Origin of the sequence: Arthrobacter sp. Alg241-R88 (assembly GCF_900537115.1) — a bacterium.
Taxonomy (GTDB): domain Bacteria; phylum Actinomycetota; class Actinomycetes; order Actinomycetales; family Micrococcaceae; genus Arthrobacter.
Genome location: NZ_UNRG01000005.1, coordinates 1 through 26392, shown reverse-complemented (window position 1 = coordinate 26392; position 26392 = coordinate 1). Strand labels below are relative to the sequence as shown.

25 protein-coding genes are annotated in these 26392 nt (G+C 64.2%); 10 read left to right on the top strand and 15 right to left on the bottom strand.

Translation table 11 applies throughout. The annotated features are described in order from the left end of the window. The first annotated feature begins 25 nt into the window (after positions 1 to 25). A complete protein-coding gene (locus tag G6R19_RS12425) occupies positions 26 to 868 on the top strand; it encodes an alpha/beta fold hydrolase (protein ID WP_163165378.1) in 843 nt (280 codons plus the stop codon). A gap of 101 nt (positions 869 to 969) precedes the next feature. Here G6R19_RS12425 and G6R19_RS12420 read toward each other — a convergent pair whose 3' ends face one another. The 5 genes from G6R19_RS12420 to G6R19_RS12400 form a co-directional block, all read right to left on the bottom strand. Continuing rightward, positions 970 to 2226: an SLC13 family permease gene (locus G6R19_RS12420; RefSeq protein ID WP_240341860.1), complete on the bottom strand. Its 1257-nt coding sequence runs from the start codon at positions 2224 to 2226 to the stop codon at positions 970 to 972. A 447-nt stretch (positions 2227 to 2673) separates the two neighbouring features. Further along, positions 2674 to 3057 (bottom strand): universal stress protein, encoded by a 384-nt coding sequence (locus tag G6R19_RS12415; RefSeq protein WP_163165374.1) that lies wholly within the window; start codon positions 3055 to 3057, stop codon positions 2674 to 2676. 40 nt (positions 3058 to 3097) lie between these two features. Continuing rightward, positions 3098 to 5068 carry a tripartite tricarboxylate transporter permease gene (locus tag G6R19_RS12410; protein ID WP_163165372.1) on the bottom strand — a complete coding sequence of 657 codons (1971 nt, stop codon included), beginning with the start codon at positions 5066 to 5068 and terminating at the stop codon, positions 3098 to 3100. 8 nt (positions 5069 to 5076) lie between these two features. After that, complete coding sequence (locus tag G6R19_RS12405; protein WP_163165370.1) at positions 5077 to 6270, bottom strand: hypothetical protein; 1194 nt, start codon at positions 6268 to 6270, stop codon at positions 5077 to 5079. Positions 6271 to 6339: 69 nt separating this feature from the next. Beyond that, entirely contained in the window at positions 6340 to 7419 is a 1080-nt protein-coding gene (locus G6R19_RS12400; RefSeq protein ID WP_163165368.1) for a PrpF domain-containing protein, read from the bottom strand. A gap of 273 nt (positions 7420 to 7692) precedes the next feature. Between G6R19_RS12400 and G6R19_RS12395 the strand changes: the two genes are divergently transcribed. Continuing rightward, a complete protein-coding gene (locus tag G6R19_RS12395) occupies positions 7693 to 8607 on the top strand; it encodes a LysR family transcriptional regulator (protein ID WP_163165366.1) in 915 nt (304 codons plus the stop codon). A gap of 99 nt (positions 8608 to 8706) precedes the next feature. Here the strand turns inward: G6R19_RS12395 and G6R19_RS12390 are convergent, their stop codons facing one another. From G6R19_RS12390 to G6R19_RS12375, 4 genes are read right to left on the bottom strand one after another with little or no spacing between them, the layout of a single operon-like run. Then, positions 8707 to 9279, bottom strand: a complete 573-nt coding sequence (locus tag G6R19_RS12390; RefSeq protein WP_163165364.1) for a hypothetical protein — start codon at positions 9277 to 9279, stop codon at positions 8707 to 8709. A gap of 1 nt (position 9280) precedes the next feature. After that, a complete protein-coding gene (locus G6R19_RS12385; protein ID WP_163165362.1) occupies positions 9281 to 10249 on the bottom strand; it encodes an ABC transporter permease subunit in 969 nt (322 codons plus the stop codon). Next, positions 10242 to 11144 (bottom strand): ABC transporter permease, encoded by a 903-nt coding sequence (locus tag G6R19_RS12380; RefSeq protein WP_163165360.1) that lies wholly within the window; start codon positions 11142 to 11144, stop codon positions 10242 to 10244. The genes G6R19_RS12385 and G6R19_RS12380 overlap by 8 nt, the downstream gene beginning before the upstream one ends. After that, positions 11141 to 11878 (bottom strand): ABC transporter ATP-binding protein, encoded by a 738-nt coding sequence (locus tag G6R19_RS12375; protein ID WP_163165358.1) that lies wholly within the window; start codon positions 11876 to 11878, stop codon positions 11141 to 11143. The genes G6R19_RS12380 and G6R19_RS12375 overlap by 4 nt, the downstream gene beginning before the upstream one ends. A 121-nt stretch (positions 11879 to 11999) precedes the next feature. Between G6R19_RS12375 and G6R19_RS12370 the strand changes: the two genes are divergently transcribed. Next, positions 12000 to 13484: an ATP-binding protein gene (locus G6R19_RS12370; protein WP_163165356.1), complete on the top strand. Its 1485-nt coding sequence runs from the start codon at positions 12000 to 12002 to the stop codon at positions 13482 to 13484. Here G6R19_RS12370 and G6R19_RS12365 read toward each other — a convergent pair. Beyond that, on the bottom strand, positions 13470 to 14159 hold the full coding sequence (locus G6R19_RS12365; protein ID WP_163165354.1) for a response regulator transcription factor: 690 nt from the start codon (positions 14157 to 14159) through the stop codon (positions 13470 to 13472). The two genes, G6R19_RS12370 and G6R19_RS12365, sit on opposite strands and share 15 nt — an antisense overlap. Positions 14160 to 14584: 425 nt before the next feature. Here G6R19_RS12365 and G6R19_RS12360 point away from each other — a divergent pair, with 425 nt between their 5' ends. Beyond that, positions 14585 to 15430 carry a hypothetical protein gene (locus G6R19_RS12360; RefSeq protein ID WP_240341859.1) on the top strand — a complete coding sequence of 282 codons (846 nt, stop codon included), beginning with the start codon at positions 14585 to 14587 and terminating at the stop codon, positions 15428 to 15430. A gap of 162 nt (positions 15431 to 15592) precedes the next feature. Here G6R19_RS12360 and G6R19_RS12355 read toward each other — a convergent pair whose 3' ends face one another. Beyond that, a complete protein-coding gene (locus G6R19_RS12355) occupies positions 15593 to 16318 on the bottom strand; it encodes a hemerythrin domain-containing protein (protein WP_163165350.1) in 726 nt (241 codons plus the stop codon). Positions 16319 to 16478: 160 nt separating this feature from the next. Between G6R19_RS12355 and G6R19_RS12350 the strand changes: the two genes are divergently transcribed. Next, positions 16479 to 17735, top strand: coding sequence for a S8 family serine peptidase (locus tag G6R19_RS12350; protein ID WP_163165348.1), 1257 nt, complete (start codon positions 16479 to 16481; stop codon positions 17733 to 17735). 190 nt (positions 17736 to 17925) lie between these two features. Next, positions 17926 to 18823, top strand: a protein-coding gene (locus G6R19_RS12345; RefSeq protein ID WP_205484390.1) for an IS5 family transposase whose coding sequence is annotated in 2 segments (ribosomal slippage) — positions 17926 to 18276 and positions 18278 to 18823 — 897 coding nt in all. Because the reading frame shifts where the segments join, the coding sequence is not laid out codon by codon here. Here the strand turns inward: G6R19_RS12345 and G6R19_RS12340 are convergent. Further along, entirely contained in the window at positions 18820 to 19272 is a 453-nt protein-coding gene (locus G6R19_RS12340) for a DUF4383 domain-containing protein (RefSeq protein WP_163165346.1), read from the bottom strand. The two genes, G6R19_RS12345 and G6R19_RS12340, sit on opposite strands and share 4 nt — an antisense overlap. 213 nt (positions 19273 to 19485) lie before the next feature. Beyond that, positions 19486 to 20292 carry an alpha/beta hydrolase gene (locus tag G6R19_RS12335; RefSeq protein ID WP_163165344.1) on the bottom strand — a complete coding sequence of 269 codons (807 nt, stop codon included), beginning with the start codon at positions 20290 to 20292 and terminating at the stop codon, positions 19486 to 19488. A gap of 337 nt (positions 20293 to 20629) precedes the next feature. Here G6R19_RS12335 and G6R19_RS12330 point away from each other — a divergent pair, with 337 nt between their 5' ends. Next, complete coding sequence (locus tag G6R19_RS12330) at positions 20630 to 20833, top strand: cold-shock protein (RefSeq protein WP_066274236.1); 204 nt, start codon at positions 20630 to 20632, stop codon at positions 20831 to 20833. 99 nt (positions 20834 to 20932) lie between these two features. Here the strand turns inward: G6R19_RS12330 and G6R19_RS12325 are convergent, their stop codons facing one another. Beyond that, a complete protein-coding gene (locus G6R19_RS12325) occupies positions 20933 to 22735 on the bottom strand; it encodes an SARP family transcriptional regulator (RefSeq protein ID WP_240341858.1) in 1803 nt (600 codons plus the stop codon). A gap of 117 nt (positions 22736 to 22852) precedes the next feature. Here G6R19_RS12325 and G6R19_RS20235 point away from each other — a divergent pair, with 117 nt between their 5' ends. Then, entirely contained in the window at positions 22853 to 23020 is a 168-nt protein-coding gene (locus G6R19_RS20235; protein WP_205484388.1) for a hypothetical protein, read from the top strand. A 127-nt stretch (positions 23021 to 23147) separates the two neighbouring features. Here the strand turns inward: G6R19_RS20235 and G6R19_RS12320 are convergent, their stop codons facing one another. Further along, on the bottom strand, positions 23148 to 23882 hold the full coding sequence (locus G6R19_RS12320) for an FCD domain-containing protein (protein WP_163165340.1): 735 nt from the start codon (positions 23880 to 23882) through the stop codon (positions 23148 to 23150). Positions 23883 to 24072: 190 nt separating this feature from the next. On the opposite strand from G6R19_RS12320, the gene G6R19_RS12315 reads away from it, so the two are divergent. After that, the gene (locus G6R19_RS12315; protein ID WP_163165338.1) at positions 24073 to 24609 is read left to right on the top strand and encodes a gluconokinase; all 537 of its coding nucleotides are present in this window, start codon (positions 24073 to 24075) and stop codon (positions 24607 to 24609) included. 50 nt (positions 24610 to 24659) lie between these two features. Beyond that, positions 24660 to 26063 carry a GntP family permease gene (locus tag G6R19_RS12310; RefSeq protein ID WP_163165336.1) on the top strand — a complete coding sequence of 468 codons (1404 nt, stop codon included), beginning with the start codon at positions 24660 to 24662 and terminating at the stop codon, positions 26061 to 26063. Positions 26064 to 26392 lie beyond the last annotated feature (329 nt).

The following is a 26392-nucleotide window of genomic DNA, read 5'->3' as shown; positions in this document are numbered from 1 at the left end:
TTGGCACATAAACAAAGAGGTTTCCATGTCACTGCTCACCCGGGTCCTGTCCGCTGCCGCTGCCGCCGTCCTTGCCACATCCGTGGTTGCGGCTCCCGCCCAGGCCATCGAGATTTCCCCGCCGGGAGCCAACGACTGGTCCTGCAAACCCAGCGCCGCGCATCCTTATCCAGTCATCCTGGTGCCGGGAACCTTCGAGAGCATGGAAAAGAACTGGTCAACGCTGTCTCCGTACCTCAAGAGCGCCGGCTACTGCGTTTTCGCGCTCAATTACGGTGAGACGAACGGTGTGTACGCCACCGCGCCGGTGGCAGAATCAGCTCAGGAACTGGCCCCATTCGTGGATGCGGTCCGTACTGCGACCGGAGCCAAGAAGGTAAACCTGGTGGGCCACAGCCAAGGCGGCATGATGCCCCGCTACTACATGGGCTTCCTCGGCGGCGCGATGTACGTCAATCAACTCGTCGGCATCGCCCCTTCAAACCACGGCACGGAAGGCGTGATCGTCCCGCCCCCGAGTTTTATCGAGGATCCCGATTTCGCCGGTCTGGGCTGCGCTGCCTGTGCCGACCAGCAGGCCGGTTCCGTTTTTATGCAGAAGCTCAACTCCATCGGCGACACAGTGCGAGGACCGTCCTACACAGTCATCTCCACGATCTACGACGAAGTGGTCATTCCCTACAACAGCCAGTTCCTGGCAGGTCCGGCCCGGCAGGTCACCAACATCACCATCCAGGACAAGTGCCCGGCAGATGTCTTTGAACACGACCAGACGCCGAACGATCCCGTAGTGCATCAGATCGTAGCCCATGCCCTCGGCAATCCTTCCGGCCCGGCAGACCCCGCCTACCGGCCCACCTGCCTCTAGCAGCGGATGGCTCTGTCCTAAAGCCCGACGGCGGGCGGCCGGCACCAAAGCCGGCCGCCCGCCGTCGGACGTTCCCCAATCTCTGCGGAAAAAGGCGAGGGTCACATAATGTCCGTGGGCACCAGCAGCGCCCAGGCAAGTACCGGGGCGGCCAGGACGATGGCACCCGCGTAGAACATGAGCTGCCGGTACACGCGCTGCCTGTCTGCTTCCGGTGCGTTGGCCACCACCAGCGCGCCGTCGGTGGAGAAGGGGGAAACGTCGACGACGGTCGCGGCGATGGCCAGGGCGGCTACGGTTCCGGAGGCGCTGAGGCTGCTGGTGGCAAGGAGCGGGCCGGCCAGCGGGATAAAGGCGGTGAGCAACGCCGTCGAGGAGGCGAAGGCAGAACCGATGCCAATCACGTAGCAGAGAACGAGGGCGATGAGCAGCGGAGCCCCGAGGGCGAGGGCCTGCTCAGCGAGCGTGTCGATGACGCCCACATGCTGGAGCAGCGACACGTAGGTGATCATGCCGGCCACCAGCAGGACCGTTGACCAGGAGATGCCGCCGATGAAGGTCTGGTGCTCCTTGATGTTGATCAGGGCCAGCAGGAGTCCGGCGGAGAGGGCGACGAAGCCGATGGGCATGTGGAAGCCCAGGGTGCACACGAGCATGGTCAGGATCAGCACCAGGGTGAGGATCTGCTGCCCGTGGGGACGGGTGGTCTTCGAAATATCCAGGTCAATGAGCTGACCGGTTCCGCCCTCGCGCAGCCGCCCCAGCAGGGCAAACACCACGATGGTGAGGACGGACAGGATGAAGTTAACGGCGAAGCTGGCGACGAAGAGTCCGCCCTGGGAAATGGGAAAACCGTTCTCCTCGGCGATGTTGTGCACCAGGACACCGGCCACGGACAGCGGCGAGAAGCCGCCGGCGTGGGCTCCGTTGATAATGAACGCACCCATCACCACAGGGTGGATGCGGGATTCGTAGGCGAAGCCAATGGCCGCCGGTGCGAGCAGCGCGACGGCGGCGGGCGAGAAAGTGCCCAACGACGTCAGTGCGGCGGCCAGCAGGAAGAACACCCAGGGCAGCACCATCGTCTTGCCCCTGACAAGACGGACACAGGCTTGGACGATGATGTCGATGGTGCCGTTCTTCTGGGCCATGCTGAAGAAGTAAGTGACACCGATGATTGTCAGCACGATGCTGGCGGGGAAGTCTGCCAGGATCTCCCGGTCGGTCATCCCGAGCATAAAGTAGCCGACGCCGAAGGATGCCACCAGGCCCATCACGCCGATGTTCAGCGGCCATTTCGTGGCAATGATGAACATCAGGACGAGGATCACGAGCGGGATGATCTGGGTGGCGGTCAAGGTCGGCTCCGAGGTCGTGGCGGCCGCCGGGGTGAAGAGGCTCCCTCCCAGCACGAGGGCGACCAAACTCAGAATCACAAAAGCGGCCACCGCAATCAGTAGGATACGGCGGCGCGGACTGCGCGGGGGAGATTGCCTCGTGGTCCCGGCTTCGGAGGCCGTGGTGCGTTGTGCCGTTTTAATCATGGGTTTCCTCAGGGGTTCAGGTGGTGGCGCCGGTCTTCGGGCGCCGGTAAACCGTGACGCCGTCGCTGCGCAGGAAGAGGGCTGGCCGTCGGGAAGGAGGCAGGGGGACCGCGGGGTTCCCCTGCCTCCTTCTTGTGCGTGGTCCCGTCCCGCGCCCGTCCTTCGGGGTTCCTGTTGCGATGGAATGCGGGGTTGGACACGCCTGCCGGCGGAGGCCGGCAGCCACAGCGGGACCAGGACAGATCCGGTCCCGCTGGGTGGCTAGTTGAGCCGGTCCGGCCGGACCGCAAGGACCGGGCAGGTGGCGTCCAGCAGAATGCGCTGCACGGTGCTTCCCAGGATGAGTTTTCCCACCATGGAGCGGTGCCGCAGTCCGACGACGATCATGTCCACGTTTCGGTCTTGCGCAATTTGGATCACCGCGTCCCCGGGGTCCGAGAGGATGGAGGACTCAATGGTCAGCTCCCGCCCGGCCGCCTGCAGCTGGTTTTCGATGTCCTTCATTTCTGCGGGCTCGAGGCCGTGATGGCCGCGGCCAACGTGGACGATCAGGAGGTCCGAGGTTCGAAGGACTGCTTCGGTGATGCCCTGGCTAAGGGCTTCACGGCCCTCAGGCGAAGGGACATAGGCAACGAGAACCGTCATGGTTGTGTTCTTTCCTGTGGTGTTTGGAGGCATGGGGCGCCTAGACAAGCGTGTTCAGCCAGCCCTGCGGCAGGTCGATGGGAAGGAGTGACGGGAGCGCGAGAAGCACCACGTACAGCGCCACTGTGTAAATCAGGGCCACCTTGAGGCGCGCCCTGGCGACGATGAGCAGGAACGCCGGGATGAAGACCGTCACGGCAATCAGGTAGCCGAATGCTGCCGTGAGGGCGAGGAACCCTGTCATCCAGAGGAAGGTCTTCATGGCGAAGCCGGCATCGAGTGTCCAGCCGGCCGAGGCTGTCCTGGCGCGGAGCCGTGTCCGGATCTCCGTGAAGAGCAGGATCCCGGAGAAGACCAGTCCGCCGATGCTCACCAGCTGCGGCACAAGGCGTGCCTCGGGTGAGAATTGCGCGGAGGAGATCAGTGCCGCGGCAAAGGCGACGGCGAAGATTCCGGCTGCAGCGACGGACCAGGTGGAGTTCTTCAGCGGGCTCTCGTCATCTTCCGGGCGCTCGTTGCGGTGGCCGTCGTCGAGGTTGGTGTTCCGGCGGGCACGGATGAACTTGATGAAGGCCCAGAGGATGGGCAGGACCAGGATCGCGAGGAAGACCAGCACCCCGGGGCGTGCCATCCAGTCCAGCCCGTTGTACAGGCTGTCCGTCAGGAAGTAGTAGCGCTCCAGTGGGATGGCCAGGACGAATCCGATCAGGAACGGCGCCCGGGGGAACCCGGTGGACTTCAGGAGCCAGCCGAAGACGCCGAGGATGATCATGACCCAGAGGTCGCCGAGCTGGCCGCCCTCCTGGAAGGATCCGAGGAGCATCACGGCCACGAGGCCTGCGGCGAGGACGGCGAAGGGAACCTTGGTGAGCTTGGCGAGCTGCTTGACGCTGAGGAAGCAGAACAGGGCGCCCAGGATCGAAGCGATCGCGAAGGACCACACGATCAGGTACATCAGGTCCAGGTGTTCGGTGATGATTGAGGGGCCCGGCTGGATGCCGTAAGTGAGCAGCATGCCCAGGAGCATCGCCGAGGGAACGCCGCCGGGGATGCCGAACAGCAGGGTAGGGATCAGGTCGCCGGCTTCGACGGAGTTGTTGGCGCTTTCCGGGCCCACGATGCCGCGGGGGTCGCCCTTGCCGAACTGCCGCTTGTCCTTGGCCGTGGCCACTGCCTGTCCGTAGGCCAGCCACGTTCCCGCGGTGGCGCCGACGCCGGGCAGGACCCCTGCCCAGATGCCGATGAGGGCGCCGCGGATCACCTGCGTCCAGTGGGACAGCCATTCGCGGATGCCCTTGCCCCAGCCGCCGCCGAGGGTGATGTTTTCCGTCTGGCCGCGCCGCTGGCTGGCGCGGGACGCGATTTCGGCCAGGCCGAAGATACCCAGGGCCACAGCCACCAGTGAGAGGCCGTCGCCCAGGAACAGGCTGCCGAAGGTGAAGCGCTCCTCGGCCGTCGTCGGCGAGGTGCCAACCATGCCAAGGACCAGGCCGAGCAGGCCCGCCGAGACGCCCTTGATGATGTTGCCGCGGGAGAGAACGGCTGCCAAGGCGACACCGAGGACTGTCAGCATAAACAGTTCCGGGCTCGCGAAGGACAGCACCAGCGGGCGGGCCAGCGGGATGGCCAGCGTCAGGCCGACGGCACCGATGATGCCGCCCGCCATGGAGGACAGGAAGGCAAGTGTCAGCGCCCTGGCCGCCTGGCCCTTCTTGGCCATGGAGTAGCCGTCCAGCATTGTCACGCTGGCCGAGGCTGACCCGGGGGCGCCGAGCAGGACGGCCGAGACGGTGTCTGAAGTATGGACGACGGCGAGGGCTCCGATGAGGAGCGCCAGGGCCTGGGGCGGTTCCATGCCGAAGGTGATGGGCAGCAGGATGGCGACGGCGCCGGTGCCGCCGAGGCCGGGGATGAGGCCCATGATCAGGCCGGCGACGGTGCCGATCAGGAGCATAAGGAGCAGGGACGGGTCAGCGAGTGATGCCAGCGCTGCCATAGCGGAGTCAAGCATGATGGTCCTTATTCAACGTGGATGTTGTATTTGGTCTCCAGCAGTTCCTTGACGTAGGACCTGACGGAGTTGCTGACGGTGTAGGCATCCCTTACGCGGTCAGCCATTTCTGCGTCCGCTACGAGGGGGTAGCCGCCGAGGACTTTGCCGGCCTTGGTCTGGAATTCCTTGTCGGTACCGAGCTTCTCGCTTGATTCACGCAGCAGCGTGACAGCCTTCTCGGGAGTCTCCTGCGGGACCCACAGCCCTTTTTGGTAGGTGTACGTCAGCCCGAGCAGCGTCTTGTAGGCCTCGAACTTTTCGCCGGAAGGCTTTTTGCCGTGCAGTTGCTCGTAGGCTTCGGGAACGGTGGGGACGTCAGGGAAGTTCGGGTCGCGGACTACGTCCCCTGACCCATCCAGTTGCCCGAAGGACATCAGGACAGTTGCTTTGCCTTCTTTGGCTATGCCCTCGACGGCGGAGCCGTAAGCGGAGGTGGTCTGGTAGTCCAGGTCGATTTCGCCTCGCTGGAGTGCCAGGTTGACCGGGCCGCGCCCCTCGAAGCCGAAGGTGGACGTTACATCGGCCTCCAGCAGGTCGAAGGCGACCAGGGTGGTGATGTCCAGGCCGGTGGCGCTGATGCCGCCGAATTCGAGGGGCTTGTCCCTGTTGACGAGGTCGCCGATACCGTTGACCCCCGCTTCGGTGCGGGCGTAAATGACGCCTCCAGTGCCATTAACTACCACCGGTTTCAGGTCCTCGAACGAATACTTCACCGCGGAGCGGCCCAGGACCCACGGCACCACGGTAGAGGCGGTTCCCACCAGGATCTCCGTGCCGTCGGTCTTCGCCGAGCGGGCGAACTTGTTGGTGCCTGAGATTCCCTCGCCGCCGGGTTCGTTGACGGGGGCGAAGCCGGGACGGCCCGGAATGTAGTTGGTCAGCTCGGTGCCGATAAAGCGTGCCCAGGTGTCCGTGCCGCCACCGGAGGCCAGGGGAATCAGGAATTCAAGGGTTTCACCGCTGAAGTTCCCGTCTTCGGTGCTGGACGGCGGGTTGAGGAGGCCCTCGCCCAGGACGGTGGTGGCCAGGCCGAGAACGGCGAACGAAGCGACTGCTCCCAGCACGGTCCGGCGGCTGTGTTGCGGCGGATCAGGCAATTCGGTAGCCGCTGCTTCTTCGAAGCCCAGGGGAGGCTCCAGGGAAGACTTTTGACTCGTCATTGAGGTGTCCTTCGGTTGTGCCGTGCCGGTGTACGGGTGTCACCGGAAGCGGCGTGCTGTGGGTTGGCGCTACCAGGTGTCCGGCAGCAGGAGTTCTGCATCGGCAAGCCGGCGTGCACTGCGGAGCGCGCCGACGACGGGGGTTCCGTCCCTGGTTTCGGACCAGGTCTGGACCAGGCCAGCAGGCGTCCGCATGGTGACCCCTGCGGCGACGTCGCCACTGATGAGGTCCGCGACGACAGTTCCCTGGTGCTGGGCGGCCATGGTCAGGGCAACGCTTCCCGTGATGGCGAGGGCCGGGTGCAGCCGGCCCATCGAGAGCATCCTGACCACCACGTCGGCGTCGTCGTCCTCATCCGCTTTGGCCACCAGGGCCAGTTTGGGGATTGCACGCTCGGCGTCCGCCCGGCTTTCCGCCAGGCCCATGCGCACGGCGGCGTCCCTCCGGACATCATCAAGATGCACCAGCAGATCTGCCCGGCCGTCGATTTCCGCTGCCGTCTCGTGCCCGGTCAGGCCAACGGCCTCAGCCTCCAGCACGATCACCGGTGCGCCGGCGTCGATGAGGGTTGCCGTCACCAGGCGTCCGTCAAAGGTCACCTTGTCCACCGGTTCCCCGGTAGGGAAGAGCCGGCCCGTAGTCCTGCCGGCAGGGTCAAAAAAGCCCATCCCCACCGCAAGGCCGGGGAAGGGAACACCCGGGATCATCTGGTCTCCGGAGTCGGCAAGTACGCCGCCGGGGGTGGAGACCTTTTGCAGGATGAGCTGGTTGGTGTTGGTATTCAGTGCCCGGACGGCGGTACTGTCCTGGCCGGCGGCCACCCAGCCGCGCTGGATGGCATAGGGTGCGACGACGGCGGAACAGTTGCCGCAGTTGCTGCCCCAGTCCACGCGCTGTTCCTCGATGCCCACTTGGGCGAACGTGTAATCCACATCCGCTTCGTCCGAGATCGAGGGGGAAAGGATGACGGCTTTGCTGGTGGTGGAGGTACCGCCGCCGACGCCGTCGATCTGGCGGTTGTCCGGGCTTCCGAACAGACGCAGGAGTACCTCATCCACGGTCTTTCCTGGAACCTGCAGGCTGTCCCATTCGAAGACCCAGCACTTGCTGGTGCCTCCGCGCATCCACGCGGCAGGGATCTTTAACATTTGCTTCCACACCTTTCCCGGAGGCCTCATCGGGGGTTACTGGCCACCTCGGATAACCCAGTGTGATGCCGCTCCCATATGAATTACAAACGCTAAAAACTGCAGGAGTATGCACTTTTACTTCAAACGTGGGTGCGGATTTGGATCGTTTTGCGGGCCTTCTATGGCAAGGCGGTGAAATCAACGCGGCGACTGCGCTGGAGTGGCGCGCTGTGTGAAGTCAATGCCTAGAATTGTGAGGGGGGTTGAAGGAAACCTTCAGGGAGGAACGCTGTGCTGAACGTCAGAAGGCTGGAACTGCTGTTGGACGTGGTGGAACTTGGTTCCATCACGGCCGCGGCGGACAAGCACGTCTATTCGCCGTCGGGTGTCTCGCAGCAGCTTCGGCGGCTCGAGGCTGAGGTTGGGCAGCCGCTCCTGCAGCGCACGGCCCGGGGGATGGTGCCCACAGATGCCGGGCATGTCCTCACAGCCCACACGCGCAGGATCCTCCGGCAGATGGCAGCGGCCGAAGCGGATCTGGCCGAAATTGCGGGCCTCAACCGGGGGAGCCTGACCATGGGGACTTTTCCCACTCTGGGTGGGTCATTCCTCCCGTTGGTGATCAGCAGGTTCAAGGCCCAGTACCCGGCGATAAACCTGCACGTGCGCAGCAGCCGTTTCAACGACCTAATTGAAATGCTGGAAAACGGGCAGGTGGGGATGTCCCTGCTGTGGGATTACGAGTGGAACCGGATCAGCCCCGAGAACTTCGCCCTCACCACTGTCTTTGAGGATGCCACAGCCCTGATCGTGGGCAAGGACCACAGGCTTGCCCGGCGCAAGCAGGTGGACATGGCAGACCTGGCCGACGAGGAGTGGATTGTCCGGGAGGAGGAACACCCGGTGGTCGAGGTGCTGCACCGCAGCGCCCAGGCCGCAGGTTTCTCGCCCCGAATCTCATTCCATGCCAACGACTACCAGGAAGCCCAAGCCATGGTCAGTGTGGGATTGGGCGTTGCCCTGGCCCCGCGGACCGCTGTTGTGAACAAACATCCCGGCGTCAGCATTGTGTCCCTGGGCTCCAGTGCCCCGTCGCGTCGGGTGCTGCTGGCGCACCGACATGACCGGGTCCGCGCTGCCGCTGAAATTGCCTTCCAGGCCACGCTGCTTGAGGTAGCGAAAGACAGCAGCGTCGACTTTCGATAAGTAAAGCCGCCACCCGCCGTCGGGCTAAGTTTCGCCGGGCGAGCTTCATCAGCAACGAGCTTCGTCAGCAACCAGGGGCCTGACGGCGGCGGCTCAGTTCTAGTCGGCTTCCTCGAGGCCTGCCTCCTTGACGGCCGTTCCCCGTGCGGCCGCGAATCCCGGGGCGCTGGCCTCGATATCGAACTTCACTTCCTCGGGTGAAGTCCGGTAGATGCTGAACTTGTTCTCCGGGTAGTGGCCTTCTCCCGACTCGTTGTCGAAGTAGACCGTTGCTTCCTTGTTGGGGGCGATGGTCAGCCCCTCAAGCTTTTGGTAGTAGGACTCGGTCTTTCCGCTCGGCGTCTCGGTCATCGTGTAGTAGACCTCCACCCCGGTGATCTCTTCGGCAGAGGAGTTCTTAAGGGTGAACTGCAGCCTGTCGCTGACCTCCTTGCCTGACGCCTTGTCCATGTTGTTCTCCACCATGGTCTCGCTGATGGCCAGGCCCGTTTTTGTGCCGGTATTGGTGATCGGGTTCTTTGTAACGGGCAGGACAGCCGGGCCGGATGCGGCACCGGAGGCGGCGGGAGATTCCGTCCGCGGCGCGCTGCCGCTGCCCTGTGACGCCTCGCAGGCTACGAGGCCGATGAGGGCTGCCGCAAGGATGAATACCAGGGAAAGGAGCTTTTTCATATCAGGGGAGCTTTCTCAGTAGGGTCTCGCGGGTGGTGGAAAGGAAAGCTGCGGCCACAGTAAAGACGGAGGTGGTCAACAGCCAGAGGCTGTTGTGGGAGGTGGCGTCCCAGACGGCGCCGAGGGGCACTTGGTTGTACTGGGTTTTGACTCCCAGGTAGGCAAAGACGGCACGCTCGTACTGCTTGGTGGCGGACGTCTGCTCCACGAAATCGCGCCCGGTTTCATAGCTGGCGAAGTGTGTGAGGAGCGCCTTCTCGTTCGTCCTGTCGATTTGCAGGCTGGTGAAGAGGCCGCCGGGGACCTGGTTGTCCGGGTCCATGGTGTCTCCGATCTGCGGGATGACCAGGACGATAACGAGCCAGAGAACGAGGGCCAGGACCAGCCCGCTGGCTGGCTGGCGGGTGAGCGAGGCCAGAGTAAGGGCCAGGAGTGACCACATGATGAAGTAGGCCCAGGTGTGCGCTGCGGCGATGGCCAGGCGGAGGAAGTCCTGGCCCGCCAGCTGTGCCCGGCCGGCCAGCAGGACTGCCAAGGCGACCACGGCAAACAGAGCCGCCACCACCACGAGCCAGACGATGACTGTTGCGAGGATTTTCCCTCCCGCAAAGGCGTGCCTGCCTAGCGGCCGCGTAAAGAGGAGTTGGAGTGTGTTGCTGCCTTTCTCCTTCGCCACGAGCCCGTAGCCGAGGATTACCGCGAAAAGGCTGCCAACAATTTCCAGGTATTCGATGCCGGCCCGAAGCATCTGCAGGGGGAAGAGGTTCGGCGGAGGGGTGGGGGAGCCACCTGCGGCCTTCAGGGCGTCAGCATAGGCGGTGTACTCCGCCAGTTTCACGCGGTAGTCCGCGGCCGCGACCAGCACCGAGAGGAGGATGACCGCGCTCAGGAAAACAAGGAGCATCGCAATTGCCCTGCTGCGCGAAAGGTCCTTCAACTCCTTCCGGCAAAGGACTCCGACCTCAGCCATGGAGTTCCCTCCTCATGTGGCTCGGACCCGCTACCAGCAGGGCAAGGCAGGCTGCGAAAAAGAAACCGAGAAGCACCAGCAGGCCGCCTTCCGCAGTGCCACCTGACTGGGGATCTTCGAGGATCAGCGCTGTGGTTCTTTTGAACTGTTCACCCAGGGACAACGGACCCGTCACCGCGCTGGTCAGTTCGAAAAAACCTGACTCCGCGGGCGCAGCTTTGGATACCGGGTTCAGCAGGGAGACGGGATGGGCGGCGGTGCCCAGCAGGGGCAGGATAAAGATGACGATGCTCCAGACCACGATAGGGACCAGGAGCCCGGAGGTTGCGGTGGCGCAGCGGATGCCGTTGAGCATTCCGAGGGTGACGAAGGGAATCAGGAACAGCCACGCCACCCCGAACAGGGCCAGGATGCGGGCGCCCTGTGCTGGCGTGGGAAAGGAGCCGGTGGCGACGGCAATGCAGGCGAGGTTCACAAGGGCGGCAACGGCAAGGATGAACAGCAGCAGCAAACCGGTTCCGGCCAGCTTGGCCGCGAGGTATTTGGCGGGGGGTACGTCCCGGGAAAGCACCAGGTCAATGGTCCGGGCCCGGCGGTCACGCAGGGTGGACTGGGCACCAATGACGATGGCCAGCAGGGCGGCGATCAGGATGATGTAGATCACCGTGTTCCTGGCGTAGTACAAGGGCGAGATTGTTGTGAACGGATTCGGAGCCGACGTCAGTCCCTCCCTCACGGCTTCCTGGTACACCGCTGTGACGGTGCCTTTTGCGGCGGAACCGATAAATGCCGAGGCCGCGACCATGGCCAGAAAAACCACCAGCAGGAACTGGGGAAGCCGTTCCCGCCTGGCTGCGACGGTCTCCTGCCTGATGGTGCCAGCCCAGACGCTCATGATGGGGTTCCGGCTGCAATCGACAGGTAGATCTCCTCAAGGGAGTCCTGCCCGGGAAAGGAATCCAGAGTCGCGGAGATGGAGTCCTGGTAGATGAGCCGGCCCGCACCAAGGATGCCGATGCTCGTGCAGGTGCGCGTCACTTCCCCCAGGAGATGCGTGTTCATAAAGACTGTCACCCCCAGTTCCCGGTTGAGCCGGATGATGATGTTCCGCAGAGTGGCCACGCCCTGCGGGTCCAGGCCGGACGTCGGCTCATCGAGGAACAGGACCGCCGGTTCATGCAGGATGGCCTGGGCTATGCCGGCACGCTGGCGCATGCCCTTACTGAAGGTTCCCATGTGCTCACGTTCGTGGCCGGGGAAATCGACAATGTCCAGCACCGTGCGGATCCTGGCGGCTGGATGCTGCACACCGGAAAGCTGGGCGAAGAACATCAAGTTCTCATTCAGCGTGAGGTTGTCATAGAACTGGACGTTTTCCGGAAGGTAACCGATGACCCGGCGGACCTGTGCCGGCTGCGTCCGAATGTCCCGCCCGGCTACCGATGCCGTTCCCGAGCTGGGCGGCAGCAGCGTCGTCAGGATGTTCACCGTCGTCGTTTTGCCCGCCCCGTTGTGTCCGAGCAGCCCGAAGATCTCACCCCGGGGGACGGAGAGCGTGAGCTGGTCGAGTGCTGTTTTCCCGCCGTACTGCTTGACCAGGCCGGTGGCCTGAATCGCCATGTCCGTCATGAAGAGGACGGTACGCCGTGCTGGATAAGAGGAAGCTGAGAATTCACCTCCGAAAGCCGGCTTCCCCGCACCCTGCGGAAGGGGGTTTGTTCCTTGCCCCGGAACGGACCATTCTTAAGGCATGGATCCCGAAAGCACGGGTCCCCGCTCCCTTGCGGAGCGCTTCCGTCCCGGCAGGACACGCTGGGGCGTCCGCAAGCGTGCCACGGCCAGCGCGGTGGTGGTGGTGGCAGGCGCGCTCCTCGTCGCCGGGTCCATCCTGCTGATCCTGTTGCAGACGTATCTCAGCGCATCCACTGAGACGGCCGCCCTGCGCAAGGCTGACGACGTGATTGCCCAGATGGCGGACCATGACGTGGAAGAAGCGGCCGAGTACATCATGACCACCGCTCACGCCGGACAATACGTGCAGATCCTGACGCCTGCCGGAACTGTTTTCGCGTCCTCTGATTCCGCCGGAGCTGAACAGCCCGTGACTTCCTTGCGGCCATCAGCGGGAGAGGTCCTGACACAGAAAGTGCCCGGACTGCCCGAACTGGGCGACAGCGATGATTTCCTTGTCGTCGCCAAGGGGGTCCCGGTACGCGGGAAGACCTACACGGTGGCGGTTGCGTCCACAGTCCAGGTCCAGGCGGATACCGTCTCAACCGTCGCGTGGCTCATGCTGGGTCTGACGCCGGTGCTGCTCGCGGCTGTTGGCCTCCTGGTGTGGGAGCTGGTGGGGCGTTCCCTCCAACAGGTGCAGCGGATCCGGCGCCAAGTATCGCGTATCAACGTTCACAGGCTCAGCGGACGGGTGGACGTGCCGCCGACGGCTGATGAAATTACTGCCCTGGCCTTGACGATGAACAGCATGCTGGACAGGCTCCAGGCGTCCGAACAGGAACAGCGGCGGTTTGTCTCCGACGCCAGCCACGAGCTCCGGAGTCCGCTGGCAACCCTCAGTGCTGCGGTTGAGGTGGCTTCCGCGGACTCCACCGGCGCAACATGGAACGAGTTGAAGGATGTCCTTGCCGATGAAACAGCCCGGATGCGCTATCTCGTCGAAAACCTGCTGACCCTGGCCAAATCCGACGACGGCGGGCTACGGATCGACGTGACGGACGTCGACTTGGACCATGTGGTGCAGGATGAGATTCGCCGCCTGCGGGCCACCAGCGCGCACCGCATTGAGGCGGACCTCCGGCCGGTGCGGATCCAGGGTGACCCGATGCGGCTTGGGCAGGTGCTGCGGAACGTGCTGGACAACGCGGACAAGCATGCCCGCTCCCGCATTAGGATCACCCTCGACACCCGCCCCGGCGAGGCCGTCCTCGCCGTCGACAACGACGGCGACCTCGTGCCGGAAGGCGACCGTCTCCGGATCTTCGGCCGCTTCGTCCGGCTGGATGAAAGCCGGACGCGCGGAAGCGGGGGCAGCGGCCTGGGACTGGCCATCGCGGAAAGCATTATGGCGGCACATCACGGCACCATCAGTGCTACCGAAAGCCCTGCTGGCGAGTGCCGGTTCGAGCTCGTCTTCCCGCGGGCCGATCCAGTCGGGCTTCCGGACCATCATCGTGGTGACCGGCTGCCGTCTCCGCTTCCAAAGCTAAGTCCGCCGTGAGGCTGCGTCCGCGGTGAGGACGTAGCCCATACCCCGAACAGTGGCCAAGGTATGCAGATTGAACGGAATGTCGATCTTCCGCCGGAGGTAGCCGATGTATACCTCCACCACGTTGTCGCCGCCTTCGAAGGCCGGATCCCACACGTTGTCCAGGATCTCCGCCTTGGATACCACCTGGTCGTGGCGCCGCATCAGGTATTGCAGCAGTCCGTATTCTCGGGCGGTCAGTACGATGGCGCGGTCACCCCGGCAGACCGTCCGCCGCGCAGGGTCCAGGACCAGTGACCCCAGCGACAGCACAGCAGGCCGTTCTGGGGCACCACGGCGAATCAGGGCGCGGATGCGGGCCACCAGGATCAGGAAACTGAAGGGCTTCGTGAGGTAGTCATCGGCTCCGAGATCGAAGGCATCGGCCTGGTCGTATTCCCCGTCCTTTGCCGTCAGCATCAGCACCGGGGTCCAGATTCTCCGTTCCCGGATCTCCTTCAAGACTTCATAACCGTTCTTCAACGGCAGCATGACGTCCAGGAGGATGACGTCGTAGATGTTCTCCGTCGCAGCCCACAGCCCGCTGACGCCGTCATGGGTGACCTCAACGACGAACCCCTCGTTGGACAGGCCTCGGCGCACCGTTTCACCCAGCATCTGTTCATCCTCGACCATCAGCACCCGCATAGGGCCCGCCTTCTTCACCGGAGACGAAATACACGCTGCTTAAAGACTAGGACTGCACCCTGTAAAAACCTTGGGATCAGGGGTGGATTCTGCTGCAAAGTGCCCCTGCGTCCTGCTGTCGCAGGTCAGGGCATCGCGCGCCCTTGACAGCAGTCTCGGCCTGACGGACTATCAAGGTGCCGCGGAGCTTGGCTGTCTTGGAAGCCGGCCTGCGGTCCGGCTTCTCGAAGGGGTATCGGATGCATGCAGCACTCCCTCGTCACAGATCCTTCCGCAGTGTGGCCGCAGCCGCCGCTGCCTTCCTGGCGCTCTCTGCCGCGGGCTGCACAAGCCCTCCGGAGCCGCCTGAGCCGCCGTCCCCAACGGCGACTACGACGGGTCCGCCACCGGCCCCTGGTGATGTTCGGATCGCTGCTGTCGGTGACATGAACGGTCCCAAGACCACTAAGACTGACAGCCCGTCCGGCATGAACGGCGCGGCGATCACCCGGCTCGTGCAGAACAACGAGATTGACGCTTTCCTGGGGCTCGGGGACTTCCAGTACGACATCGCGCGCTGCGAGGACTACGTGGACTACTGGGCGCGGCTGTGGGGTGGCACGATGCCCAAGCTGTACTGGGTGTCCGGCCCGAGCCATGACTGGAGGCCCGGCCGGAACGAAGACCTCGACAACTTCATGAATGGCGAATGCCCGGGGTCTGACGCGAAGGCTGCGATCAACCAGGAGCGTGGGTTCATCGAGAACGGGCAACCGTACTCCAAGGACTTCGGGAACTGGCACTTCGCGTTCCTGTCCTCCGCGCAGTGGCGCTATGACACCACGAAGGCTATGGAGACGACTACCTGGCTGGACGAGGACCTTGCCGCTGCCAAGGCGGCCGGAAAGCACCTGGCAGTGGTGTACCACGAACCGTACTTCACATCGAACACGGAAGAGCATGAGCGGGCAAAGAACCACAAGCCGTGGATCGACGTGATGTGGAAGCACCGGGTCCGGCTGACCCTGTCAGGGTCACAACACAACTATGAACGGTCATGCCCGGTAAACAACGAGGACGAGTGCGTCGAAGATGGGATGACAGCGTTCCAGGTTTCCACGGGAGGTATCGGTCTGCGCACCTTCGCCAGTGATCCGTCGTACATCGAGGAGCGGTTGAGCGACACGCACGGGTTCCTTCGGATGACACTGCGGGAGGACGGGTCCTTTGACTGGAACTTCGTCCCAACGACGGGGCAGGGCACGGACTCGGGTACGCGTTCCGCGCCGTAGCAGTAGTAGGACCCGCCGCCCAGCCCTTGGACGAGGCAGACGAAGCAGCGGTGACGTAGAACAGCAAGGCGACCGCCGCCGTCGTCCTTTAGGTCCAAGGGCGCGGCGGCGGCAGCCGGCCCTTGGCCTGGTGCTTGAGCCTGCGCAAACCCGCAGCCCGGACTAAAGCGTCTCGGGAACCGGACGTCCCGGGAAGAGCGTCGAATACTGCTTCCGGTACATCCTGCGCCCGACGAGACGGTAGGCCAGACGGACCGGCACGGGGATCTCTTTGAACAGTTCCTTCCGGTCTGCGGGCGGATTCGTGGCGAGCACCATGCCGAGGTAGCCCACCAGGAACTTGTTGCTGACCTGGCTGCTCCCGTGCTCCGCGGCTGCCTTCATCTCCTTCTGCGTCATCACCTTGTCCACGGCGGGCATCACCTCGGTGACCTCCCGGCGCAGATGCACATTGAGGACAGCCTTCAGGTCCTCGTAGCGCTCAGCCAGTTCCTGGCCGGTCGCTGCGTCTGCCGTTTCCATCCAGCGCAGGCGGACGGGTTCGATGTTCTCCAGCCGTTGTGTGACCTGGCGGTGTTGCTCGAGCATCTGGCCCACGTGAAGGGCGCACGCCGGTGCCCGTTCGGCCAGCTGCGGGTACATGAGCTCGTCCTCGCTCTCATGGTGGAGGTGGAGCAGCTTGTCGAAGTTGCTTAGCACTTCGCCCACGTAGGCGGCGCGGGCGGTGTCGCCAGGAGCGGCGGAACGCACCAGGCCGGGGGCCTCCTCATAGGCCCAAAGGAAAACGCGGTGAATGCGCCGCATGCCCGCCGTCCCGGTGCACAGGACGGGCCCCGGTGGGACGGGGGCCGCGGTCTCGCCGGGCTGCATGGTGAAGAAGTCGGTCATGGGCACCTCATGGTCGTTATGCGAGACCAGGACCTCTCCCCGGCAGCATCGTAGCGTTTGCCCTTAGGCCGCACAATGGCACCTGGTTAGGGCGGGATTAGGTAGGGGAGTAGCCGAACTCCCCTACCCCGGCCGGTCCGGGTAGGGGCAAAATTGCGAAATGAAACGACGTATAGTGGCTAGCTTCGCAGCGGCAATGATGTCGCTTGGCGGAATCGCACTGGCATCCCCCGGCAATGCAGCGCCTGGCTCATCCCCAGACGCGGGGCAAATTATGGTCAAATTCCGTGACGATGCTGCTGCACCAGGCCTGCTTCGCCAGAAAGGCCTTAACTCGAGCGCGACCATCGGAAGCACCGGCGCCGTCCTCGTGAAAGCGCCCCGTGGGAAAAAAGCACAACTCATCCAGGAGTTGAGCAGCAATCCGGACGTTGAGTATGCCGAGCCGGATGAGGTGGTTACTGCCACCACAGCCGATCCCTACTTTGAACGCCAGTACGCTCTTCACAACGTTGGGCAGTCGTTCACGGATACCGCCAGCACGCTTACTGTGCCGGCGGGCACCAGGGACGCCGACGTGGACGCTGTCGCAGCGTGGAACGTCACCAGGGGAAGCGGTACCAGGGTGGCCATCATCGATTCAGGGGTGGCGATAGACCACGAGGACATCTCGCACAAGGTGGTTGCGCGGGCCAACTTCAGCACCACGATCATCGATGAACCCGCGGACCACGACAGGTACGGCCACGGCACCCATGTCGCCGGAATCGTTGCCGCCGAACACAACTCCGCAGGCGTCGCCGGCGTATGCCCTGACTGCACCATCCTGGATGTCAAAGTGCTCGACGACAACGGGGCCGGTTCCAGCTCAGCCGTTGCCGAGGGCATCGACTGGGCAGTGGCAAACGGGGCCAAGGTAATCAACATGAGCCTGGGGCAGTCCGTTCCGTCACGCACCCTCGAAACCGCCATCCAGAACGCATGGGACAAGGGCGTGGTCCTCGTGGCCGCAGCGGGAAATGCCGGTACCCAGGCCCAGATCTATCCGGCGGCATATCCAAAGGTCATGGCCGTGGCGGCAACCGACAATAATGATCTGAAAGCACCCTTCTCAACCCATGGAGAGTGGGTGGACGTGGCGGCGCCGGGTGTCGACGTCTATTCAACGTTCCCCAACCATCCGTTTCTGCTGGGCATCCAGAGCGGCAGCCAGACCGGTTATGACCTTGCCAGTGGAACGTCCATGGCTTCACCGATCGTTGCCGGTGTTGCTGCACTTGTCTGGAGCTCCCATCCCCGCACCACCAACGAGTCAGTCCGGGAAGATATCGAATCCACCGCCGAGCCGATCGAAGGCACTGGCACCTACTGGGAGCACGGCCGCGTGGACGCAGACGACGCCGTCAGCGAGCGGTGAGCCGGACGGGCCCGTCCGGCTCACCGTAACCGGCCGCGCCCCTAGCTTCCCCGGGACGTGACAATGGCCCCGACCACAGCCGAAGCTGTGGTTCGGGGCCATTGCGCTGGTCCGAGGGCTGTTAGCGCCGATGGAGGCGCTTAGGGCGTGTCTCCTAAATACTGTGCGCCTCGGCCTCGATGCTTGAGGGGTGTCTCGCACTTCTGTATTGACTGATGGGCAGTGGGCCCGCATCCAGCCGTTGCTGCCGACTTCTGCTGGCCGCCGGGGCCGTCCTTTCCGGGACGACCGCCGAGTGGTCGAGGGAATCATCTATCGGTACCGGTGCGGGATTGCCTGGCGGGATGTGCCGGCCGAGTTCGGTCCGTGGCAGACCATCTGGAAGCGCCACCGCCGCTACAGCGGAGACGGAACCTGGGACAGCATCCTGGCAGCGCTGCTAACGGTGGCCGATGCCCGCGGTGTAGTGGATTGGTCGGTCTCGGTTGACTCGACAGTGAACCGCGCCCACCAGCACGGCACCAACCTTCCGCGCACCACAGGGGGCCCGCTCGAATTACATGAATCTGTTTGCTGAACCGGACGACCACGCCATTGGGCGGTCCCGCGGTGGCTTGAGCACAAAGATTCACGCTTTGGTTGACGGTAGAGGCAGGCCGCTGGTGCTTCTGGTTGCCCCCGGCCAAGGCGGAGATGCACCCATGTTCACCCATTTGATGGACCAGCTGAAGATCAACCGGGCCGGTCCGGGCAGGCCACGCACCCGCCCAGACCGAGTCCGCGGCGACAAGGCCTACTCATCCAAAGCCATCCGAGCCCACCTTCGCGACCGCGGCATCGTCGCTGTTATCCCGCAACCATCCGACCAAATCGGTCATCGAAAACGACGTGGATCCACGGGCGGCAGACCTCCGGCTTTCGACAGAGAGGATTACAAAGGCCGGAACGTCGTCGAACGGAACTTCAATATCTTCAAGCAATGGCGCGCACTGGCAACCCGCTACGACAAACTCGCACTCACCTATCGTGGCGGAGCAGTCCTGCGGGCAATCAGCATTTGGCTGACAGCTTTAGGAGACACGCCCTAGGCGCGTGCCTTGGTGTGCCCCTTGGTGAGGACGAGCGCCAGGGCCACCATGCCGACGCCGAGCAGCAGGTGCAGGATGTTGTCGAAGCCGTTCAGCGGGACGAAGTTTCCGGCCGAATCCTGCGGGATCACCAGGCCATAGACGAAGAGGACCAGGTAGATGATGCCGCCGTAGAGCAGGAAGGATCGGGCGCCGCCAGCGGTCTTGGCCAGGACGATACCGGCCACGCCGAAGAGCAGGTGGACGATGTTGTGCAGGGCCGAGACCTGGAAGAGGCCCAGCAGCAGGGCCTCGGAGTGGTGGCCGGCGAAGTGCAGTTGGTCAAAGTTGGCTGTGATGCCTGGAACGAAGCCCAGGACGCCGACCAGCAGGAACACTGCGCCCACTGCCATCGATGCCTTTTGCACGTTGGTGCGGGTGGCCATGCCGGTGTTTGTGTGTGTTGCCATGGTGATCTCCTGAATGCGATATGTGTGTCTGGATCAGGTGGTTATGCCTGCCAACCCCAAGGGGTTATGCCAGCTATTCGGGCAATATCGCACTTCGGATGGGTAATTTCTGGAGCAATTTGAAGAGCGGGCCGGCGGCGTACGGCACGTGCCGCCGTAAGCCCTGCCTCATCCGCCGTCAGTCTGCCCAGCCCGGACTTGGACGGCGACGGCTCAGTGCGACCCTCGCAGGGGGACCGCGGTAGGGCCGGCGGCCTTGCTGGCTTCCGCCTGCTCCCAGTGCCGCCGGAGCAACTCCGCCAGCCGCCCGGGTTCGATCCTGTGCGGGGGGTCGAAGTGGTGGCGCTTGGGGAACACCTCCAGATGGAAGTCCGGGAAAAACACCCTTGCCAGCCGGCTGGCAATCTCGCCGTAGGCATCCGGGTTGCTCAGGCCGCCCAAGGCGTAGAACACGGGCCGCGGAAACGCTGCCAGCCGCTCCCTCTCCAAGTCGTAGTCCTTGAAGGACCGCAGGAAGACTTTGATGCCCGCGGGCCGTTTAGCCATCCACGGCGGCGGGGGGTCTGGCGGCGTTGGCGGAAGGACGGCGTCGGGCTTGACTCCCAGCCTGATAAAGGCGGGCAGGAACTGCTCCGGAGGGAGTGCTTCCAGCTGCCCGTACTTCTTCCAGAGTTCCGCGTGCCCGGGGCTCCAGTCCCAGTTCCCGGCCCAGGCGGGCTCAAGCAGCGCCAGGCTGAGCAGCCTGTCGGGGTGCCTGGCGGCGAATGCCAGGGCAGCTGAGCCGCCCCCGGAGTATCCCACCAGGTGGAAGGTCTCCCAACCGAGGGCGTCGGCCTGGCGCAGTACGCCGTCAACCTCTGTGTCCAGGCTCCAGCCAGGCGGAGGCTCGTCGCCCGCATAGAGCTCCAGGTCCTTGGCGACTGCCTGTACCTCGGGTCCCAGGGCTTCAATCAGGGCCTCGTACGCTGGCTGGGCCGGGAGAATGGAGCCCGGAAGCAAAATGGTTCGAATCCGATCCATAAACGAACCATACGCCCGGTCCGGCTGTTCCTGACAGCCCCGTGGCGAGCCTATAAACGAGGCCCAGCCGAGGCCCCGAAAGGGACGGTCTGGTCCGCACTTCGCCCGGGGAGTGGCGGGCGAATTCGGTGGCAGGATGTGCCGGCTGAAGCCGGTGGTAATTGGTGCTCCAAATCTCCTGTAGGGTTGATCCTGTTGTTGTGTTTATGCAGTTGGTAGTTCAGGCAGTACGCGGGGTCGAAAGTCCTCGTTCTTCTGAAGTAGCGGTTTTGAACACCCCACACCGGAGGACCCGAAAGTCGGGACTTTTCCTCCACCTTCACGAAGGACAAAAATAATGGCTACTGGTACCGTCAAATGGTTTAACGCTGAAAAGGGCTTCGGCTTCATTTCCCCCGATGACTCCTCACAGGACGTTTTCGCACACTACTCTGCGATCGCTTCCTCCGGCTTCCGCTCACTCGAAGAGAACCAGAAGGTCTCCTTCGAAACCGAGCAGGGCCCCAAGGGTCCCCAGGCCGTAAACATCCAGTCCCTCTAATTTTTAGAGAAACTGGGGCCTAAGGGTTTCAAATTTTGAAAGCAGGGCCGGTCACTGACCGGCCCTGCTTTTTGTTAACCCGAGTGTGCTGGTTCCGGCTCAGCCGTGGTGCCGCTGCGCCAGGAACTCGGCCAGTGCAGGGTTGTCGATGTCCTTCGCCAGCCAGGGAACTGCCTGTGCTGCCGCTTCGTCACCGAGCACGGCCCGATGGGACTGCCCCCGCACCACGAACTCCCGCATCCCGCTCCGGCTCGCCAGCTCTGCCAACCGCTCCACAAAAGCAGCGGCACGCGGTGACCGGCTGGCAATGGACACTTCCGCCGCCGTATCCAGCAGCCGGGCCGAATACCAGAGGTACCACGGCTTGGGTTCGAGGCCCCGGTCTATCCAGTGCTCGGCGGCTGTGAGATCGCCGTGCTCCATGAACAGCCGAGCCTCGGCACCGGCGGCCAAAGCCATGTAGCAGTGGTCCCCGGCCAAATCAGCCATCACCCAGGACCGGTCGATCATGGCAGCAGCCTGCTCCAGTTCCCCGGCGGCCAGGTAGGTCTCTCCTCGCACCCCCGCCACAAACGGCTCGAACGACGTCCAGTGTTCCTCCGCGATCCAGACCAGTGTCCGGTCCAGGGAGTCGGCCGCCTGCTCCAGCTCCCCGCGAAGCAACCGAACGCGGCCCAGCAGCGCCTCGCTGAACGCCTGCTGCCGGCGGTTACCCAGAGCCTTGGCCAGGTTTCCGGACTCCGTCAGCGCGGTCACGGCATTCCCGTACCGTGCGGTGTCTGAGGCCAACATGCCCTGGATCGCCAGGATTCTTGCCTGTTCATCGGGGAATCCCTCCGCCGCCAGCATCGCCCGGTCCAGCCAGCCGGCAGCGCGGTCCGGCACACCCCGCTGCACGGACAGGTAGCCCAGCTCCCGGTATGCGGCAGCGGAAGTCCGGGAGACGCCGTCGGGCCCTTCCGCCTGCAGCGCGCGGTGCAGGAAATCAGCCACCTCAGCGCCGCGGCCGCCCGCTTGGTGGATCAGCGCCGCGGACAACGTCACCAGGGACTCGGCGAGCAGATGGCCGTTGCCGGTGCGCTGGGCCAGTACCACGGCGAGCCGCAGCTGTTCCAGCCCCCGGTCCACGGCCCCGGCCCAAAGCGACGAACCGCCGGCGTCGAGATAGGAGCGCACGGTGGCTTCGGTGGCCGGCACTCCGGGATCTGCTTCCGGGGCCGCAGCGGAGAGTGCCCGCCGGATTTCCGAGGGCAGCGGCAGGCCGAGCTCCTGCCGGTAGAGGTCGCCGGACCTGGTGACGTGCTCACGGGCCCGGCGGTGCTCTCCCAACGCCACAAGCGCCTTGACCAGGACGGCGTTGCTGTCTGCATGGAAGGGATTTCTCTCCAAAGCCAGGGTCGCCAGTTCTGCAGCCTCCCCGGGAGCACCGGAAGCAAGAGCTGCCAGCGCTGCCTCGTAGAGCAGTGACTGGACCACGTTATCGAGGCGGTAACGCTGGTCCGCCAGCCATGAATCGAAGACGGGGCAGTCAGCGAAGGACAACCCCTCAAGCAACTGGCCGGTGAAGCTGCGGGGCTCCAGGGCAGGATTGGCGGCTGAGTCCACCACTTCCAGGGCATCGCAGCGCCATGGCGGCAGCAGCTCCAGCCGCAATGGATCGCCGGCCACCGTAACGCCGTCGAGGGCGCGCCGCAGCTCGGACAAATTCCAGCGCAGGGCACCGAGGGGATCGGCGGCATCCGGAAACAGCAGCGACGCCGTGCGGGACCTGCCGGTGCCATCGGCCTGCAACGCGAGGTAGGCAAGCACTGCCCAGGCCTTGCGGCCTCTGGGCTGCAGGTGAGTGGTGCCGGATGACTCGATGGCAGGGGGCCCGAGGAGCCGAATCCAATTCTCGGCCATACGGCTCATGGTACCGCCGGCCGCTCCCGGCGTCTGCGGCGTTCACACGCTTGCTCACACGCCCGCCGCACACACTCAAATCACCACATCCGCCACACTCACAAGAGGCACAAAACAATGGAACTGATCGGCTTGCTGCTATTTGTTCTCTGGGTTCTCATCTCTACCGTTTCCACCGTCCTGACAGACGGCCGGAAACACCGCGGCCGTACGGACGACCTCCGCTCCACCAAGCCGTGGGCGGCAGGCAACCTTCCCAGCGAGTCCTATGCGTCGCTGCTGTGACTATGGTGTTCGGCAGGTGCAGGCATCGCGCGTACGACGGCGGGTAGCCGGCTAATCTGCCGGCTGCAGCCAAGCACCTGGCAACGAAGCAGGGCCGGTCACCGACCGGCCCTGCTTTTTGCATTGATTAGTGCAGCCCCATCGCGTTCCGCACCTCATCGAGGATGTGGTGCATCGCGTTCTCGGCAGCAACAGCGTCGCCGCCAGCGACAGCAGCAGCAACATCCTCGTGCGCCTGCAGCGCCTCGCTCCGCGGCTTGAAGGGCATCAGCCCCTGCTTGGTGCGGCTGGTGAGCACCTCGGCAACCATCCCCTCCAGCGCAAGGAACATCTCGTTGCCGCAGCTCTCCAGCAGCAGGCAATGGAATTCGATGTCCGCCGCCAGGAATGCCTCAAGCTCCCCGGCCTCGCCGAGCCGGCGCAGGTCGGCAGCGAGCGACGTCAGCTTCGCCCGTTCAGCGGCGCTCGCCCGGCGCGCGGCGCCGGCAGCAGCAATAGGTTCGACGGCGATGCGCAGCTCCGTGAGGCTGCTGTACTGGATCTCGCGCCGGTCCGAGGCGAGCCGCCAGCGCACCAGCTTCGGGTCAAAAACATTCCAGAGCCGGCGCTCCTGCACCACGATGCCCACCCGCCGGCGCGAGTACACCAGGTTCATGGACTCAAGGACCTTCATGGTGTCGCGGGCCACGGTCCGGGAAATGCCGTACTCCTGCTGGATCCCCTCCAGGGTGAGCCGGCTTCCGGGCGGTAATTCGCCGGAAGCAATGGCAACGCCAACCGCCTCCAAAACGCGTTCATGCATGGCGGGGGAGGCCCCGCCGTCGTGCGCGTTGTCCGCGTCCTGTGGTGTCGCCGTCGACATCTTTCCTGCCTTCCTCTGCGCCTGCGCGCTCTTCCAGCTTACTGAAAAAGTCCTAAAGGTATGACTTGTGACACGGAAAGATAGTATCTGTCGTGCAAAAAGGTGCTACCTTATTCCAAGCGCACCTCCTCACGGGATGCGCGACGAGCTTTCTTCACTAAGCCAACGGCGTCTTCTTCGGAGGTAAAACATGCAGTATCCCGCCACGCACCTGGTGGTGATGGGGGTTGCCGGGTCCGGCAAGTCCACCATTGCGGCAGCTCTTTCCCAGCAGCTGGGCTGGGCCTGCGCCGAAGCGGACGAGTTCCACCCCCAGTCGAACATCCAGAAGATGAGCCAGGGCATTCCCCTGCAGGACGAGGACCGCTGGCCCTGGCTCCAGGAGATCCAGAACTGGATGACCGCCCAGGCCAAGGCCGGCAAGAGCACCGTTCTGACCTGCTCCGCCCTCAAGCAGAGCTACCGGCAGCTGCTTGCCCAGGCGGAGGGCCGCGTCCTGTTCCTGCACCTCCACGGCGAAGCGGACCTGATTGGCCAGCGCATGCAGGGCCGCGAGGGCCACTTTATGCCGCCCACGCTACTGCCCAGCCAGCTGGCAACCCTGGAACCGCTCAGCGACGAGGAACTGGCAGCCGGAAGCCTCCGCCTGGACATCTCCAAGTCCCCGGAAGAGCTGGTTAGAACCATTATCGCCTCGCTGAAGCTTTCCGCCGGCCAGGCGTCCTAAGCACTTTCGATTCCCCAAACCCCAACAAAACCCTGTTTCAAAGGAGAACCATGACCATCGAAGGATGGACTCAAACGATGGGTGCAGGCCCACTGCTGCTCATCGCTGCGGCCGCGATCGTCGCGCTGCTGTTCCTGATCATCAAGCTGCGCATGCACGCGCTGCTCGCCCTGATCGTCATCAGCCTCGCGACCGCCTTCGCCACCGGCATCCCCGCCAACCAGGTGGTGCCCGTACTGATCAACGGCTTCGGCACAACCCTGGGCACCGTGGCACTCCTCGTGGGCCTGGGCGCCATGCTCGGCCGCATCGTCGAAACCAGCGGCGGCGCCAAGGTCCTGGCCGACTACCTCATCGGCATCTTCGGTGAGAAGCGTGCACCCTTCGCCCTGGGCCTTGCCTCGCTGATCTTCGGCTTCCCCATCTTCTTCGACGCCGGCCTGGTGGTCATGCTGCCCGTCGTCTTCGCCGTCGCCCACCGCCTGGGCGGGGGAGTGCTCCGCTACGGCCTGCCCGCCGCCGGCGCGTTCTCCGTGATGCACATCTTCCTGCCACCGCACCCGGGACCGGTGTCCGCGTCCGCCTTTTTTGACGCCAACGTTGGCCTCGTGACCATCGCCGGCCTCATCGTCGCCATCCCCACCTGGTACGTCACCGCCTACCTCTTCGGCCTCTACACCGGCAGGAAGCTCGTCCTGCCCGTTCCGGAACTGCTGGGCCACGCGAGCGCCGAAGCCGAGTCCCACCCGCCGCGCTTCCGCACCATCGTGGGGCTGCTGCTCCTGCCGCTGGTCCTGATCTTCATGAACACCGGCCTGAACACGCTGGCCTCCTCCGGCGTGTTGAGCGAAGGCGTCAAGGACGAGCAGTGGTTCCAGGTCCTGCGCACTATCGGTGAGACGCCGGTGGCACTGCTGATTGCCGTGATCGTGGCCATGTTCGTCCTGGGCGCCAAGCGCGGCAAGGACGCCGGCGCACTGGAGAAACTGCTCGAATCCTCCCTGGGCCCGGTCTGCTCCGTCATCCTGATCACCGGTGCCGGCGGCATGTTCGGCGGCGTCCTGCGCACCTCCGGAATCGGCGCCGCACTCGCCGACGTCCTGGGCAACCTGGGCATCCCGCTGATCCTGGCCGGCTTCCTGATCTCGGCCATCCTGCGCATCGCCCAGGGTTCCGCCACCGTGGCCCTCACCACCACCGCGGGACTGATCGCTCCGGCTGTTGCGCTGGCAGGCCTGAACGGCATGCAGGTCGCCGCACTGGTCATCGCCGTGGCCGCCGGCTCCGTGGTGGTTTCCCACGTCAACGACTCCGGCTTCTGGCTGGTGGGCCGCTTCTTCGGCATGGACGTCAAGACCACCCTGAAGACCTGGACCGTGATGGAAACCCTCATCGGCGTGATGGGCTTCGCCATCGCCGCCGTGATCTTCCTGCTCGCCGGCCTGGCGGGATAGCTTTCCCCAGCTGGCCCCCCAACTAAGTAGCGCCAAGTGTCGTTTTCAACCTCCAAAACGACACCTGGCGCTAGTCCGAAAATGGGGTGACGTGGCTTTGTTGGTTGGGCGTGGTTGATCGTTCGGGCCACGTTTGGGCTTATGCGAGTATGTGTGGTTGTCAGGCTACCGGGGTGAGGGTCACGGTGTAGCCGAGGGCTTCGAGTTGGCGGATGTGGTTGTGCTTCCTGGCGTCCGGGTTGGTGCGGGCATGGACGTAGTCGTGGCCCAGATCCTGGAACCTGGTGTCGGGGTCTTGGAGGATGTGCCAGGTGGCGACCAGGATGGAT

Coding starts and splice junctions, on each gene's coding strand:
- G6R19_RS12425 (WP_163165378.1), top strand. CDS start 26: ATGTCACTGCTCACCCGGGTCCTGTCCGCTGCCGCTGCCGCCGTCCTT.
- G6R19_RS12415 (WP_163165374.1), bottom strand. CDS start 3,057: ATGACGGTTCTCGTTGCCTATGTCCCTTCGCCTGAGGGCCGTGAAGCC.
- G6R19_RS12410 (WP_163165372.1), bottom strand. CDS start 5,068: ATGCTTGACTCCGCTATGGCAGCGCTGGCATCACTCGCTGACCCGTCC.
- G6R19_RS12405 (WP_163165370.1), bottom strand. CDS start 6,270: ATGACGAGTCAAAAGTCTTCCCTGGAGCCTCCCCTGGGCTTCGAAGAA.
- G6R19_RS12400 (WP_163165368.1), bottom strand. CDS start 7,419: ATGTTAAAGATCCCTGCCGCGTGGATGCGCGGAGGCACCAGCAAGTGC.
- G6R19_RS12390 (WP_163165364.1), bottom strand. CDS start 9,279: ATGAAAAAGCTCCTTTCCCTGGTATTCATCCTTGCGGCAGCCCTCATC.
- G6R19_RS12385 (WP_163165362.1), bottom strand. CDS start 10,249: ATGGCTGAGGTCGGAGTCCTTTGCCGGAAGGAGTTGAAGGACCTTTCG.
- G6R19_RS12380 (WP_163165360.1), bottom strand. CDS start 11,144: ATGAGCGTCTGGGCTGGCACCATCAGGCAGGAGACCGTCGCAGCCAGG.
- G6R19_RS12375 (WP_163165358.1), bottom strand. CDS start 11,878: ATGACGGACATGGCGATTCAGGCCACCGGCCTGGTCAAGCAGTACGGC.
- G6R19_RS12370 (WP_163165356.1), top strand. CDS start 12,000: ATGGATCCCGAAAGCACGGGTCCCCGCTCCCTTGCGGAGCGCTTCCGT.
- G6R19_RS12365 (WP_163165354.1), bottom strand. CDS start 14,159: ATGCGGGTGCTGATGGTCGAGGATGAACAGATGCTGGGTGAAACGGTG.
- G6R19_RS12360 (WP_240341859.1), top strand. CDS start 14,585: ATGAACGGTCCCAAGACCACTAAGACTGACAGCCCGTCCGGCATGAAC.
- G6R19_RS12355 (WP_163165350.1), bottom strand. CDS start 16,318: ATGACCGACTTCTTCACCATGCAGCCCGGCGAGACCGCGGCCCCCGTC.
- G6R19_RS12350 (WP_163165348.1), top strand. CDS start 16,479: ATGAAACGACGTATAGTGGCTAGCTTCGCAGCGGCAATGATGTCGCTT.
- G6R19_RS12340 (WP_163165346.1), bottom strand. CDS start 19,272: ATGGCAACACACACAAACACCGGCATGGCCACCCGCACCAACGTGCAA.
- G6R19_RS12335 (WP_163165344.1), bottom strand. CDS start 20,292: ATGGATCGGATTCGAACCATTTTGCTTCCGGGCTCCATTCTCCCGGCC.
- G6R19_RS12330 (WP_066274236.1), top strand. CDS start 20,630: ATGGCTACTGGTACCGTCAAATGGTTTAACGCTGAAAAGGGCTTCGGC.
- G6R19_RS12325 (WP_240341858.1), bottom strand. CDS start 22,735: ATGGCCGAGAATTGGATTCGGCTCCTCGGGCCCCCTGCCATCGAGTCA.
- G6R19_RS20235 (WP_205484388.1), top strand. CDS start 22,853: ATGGAACTGATCGGCTTGCTGCTATTTGTTCTCTGGGTTCTCATCTCT.
- G6R19_RS12320 (WP_163165340.1), bottom strand. CDS start 23,882: ATGTCGACGGCGACACCACAGGACGCGGACAACGCGCACGACGGCGGG.
- G6R19_RS12315 (WP_163165338.1), top strand. CDS start 24,073: ATGCAGTATCCCGCCACGCACCTGGTGGTGATGGGGGTTGCCGGGTCC.
- G6R19_RS12310 (WP_163165336.1), top strand. CDS start 24,660: ATGACCATCGAAGGATGGACTCAAACGATGGGTGCAGGCCCACTGCTG.